The 1,091-nt window shown below is 50.4% G+C and carries 1 protein-coding gene; it reads right to left on the bottom strand.

All coding sequences use genetic code 11. From position 1 onward, the window contains the following. Window positions 1–140: 140 nt before the first annotated feature. On the bottom strand, window positions 141–1,091 hold a 951-nt coding region (hisS, locus tag COY37_RS09010), incomplete at its 5' end, for a histidine--tRNA ligase (protein ID WP_286977305.1).

Below are 1,091 nucleotides of genomic sequence, written 5' to 3'. Positions count from 1 at the left end.
GTATGTCTAAGCTTTAATCTACTTAACTAAGAAGTCTTCACTCTAACTCTATCTAAGCTTAAACCCTCCTGCCATCAAAGAGAGGCACTGCGCTCTAGATTCTTCGACTCCGCTTACGCTCCGCTCAGAATGACAAAACTTTATGACTGCTTAGTAACTCCAGACCCCATCGTCTGGCTTTTTACTATATTAGATAGCCAGTCGACCAGCTCGTTGAGCTTTATAGCGTATTGTTCGGAGGTTTTCATATCTTTTACCTGGACAATACCGGTTTCAAGCTCTTGGGGCCCCAGGAAGATAGTATAGCGAAAGCCCTTTTTGTTTGCATATTTGAGCTGGCCTTTGAGGCTTCTGCCGGTATAGTCGATATCGGTCGCAATTCCGGCGCCCCTCAAGGCGTAGAGCAGGTTTACAGCCGGCTCTTTTACGGCTTTGTCGGCTACGGCGATAAATGCGTCCGTTTTTTCTTCCATCGCGACGAAGGCGCCTTCTTTTTCAACCGCTATCGTGAGGCGCTCCAGGCCGATTGCGAACCCGATCCCCGGCGTCGGGGGGCCGCCGAACTCTTCGACTAACTTGTTATACCGGCCGCCGCCGCCGATGGCGTTTTGCGCGCCGAGAAGCGGGCTTACAACTTCAAACGTGGTCTTTGTGTAATAATCAAGACCCCGTACAAGCTCGGGCTTAATAATATATTGCACACCCTGCATGTCGAGGTACCGGCGAACGGCGTTAAAATGATTCTTGCAATCTTCATCCAGGTAGTCGGTTATTTTAGGCGCGTGCTCCATTACGCGCCGGCAACTTTCTTCTTTGCAATCAAACAGGCGCAGCGGATTCAGCTCAACGCGCTTGCGGCAATCTTTGCAAAGCTCTTGCTCGTGGGCTATGGCATATTGTTTTAAAAGCTCGACATACTTCGGGCGGTCGTTTTCACAGCCCATGCTGTTTATGTAGAGCGTCAGTTCCTTAAGCCCAACGGACCTAAAGTAATCGATCATCAAGAGGATAGACTCGGCATCGATGGCCGGATCATCCGAGCCTATCGCCTCGACGCCTAGTTGGAAAAACTGGCGGTATCTACCGGCCTG

Source organism: Candidatus Aquicultor secundus, assembly GCF_002791875.1.
In the GTDB taxonomy this organism is placed as follows: Bacteria; Actinomycetota; Aquicultoria; order Aquicultorales; family Aquicultoraceae; genus Aquicultor_A; species Aquicultor_A secundus.
This window is presented reverse-complemented; position numbering and strand designations above follow the sequence as displayed.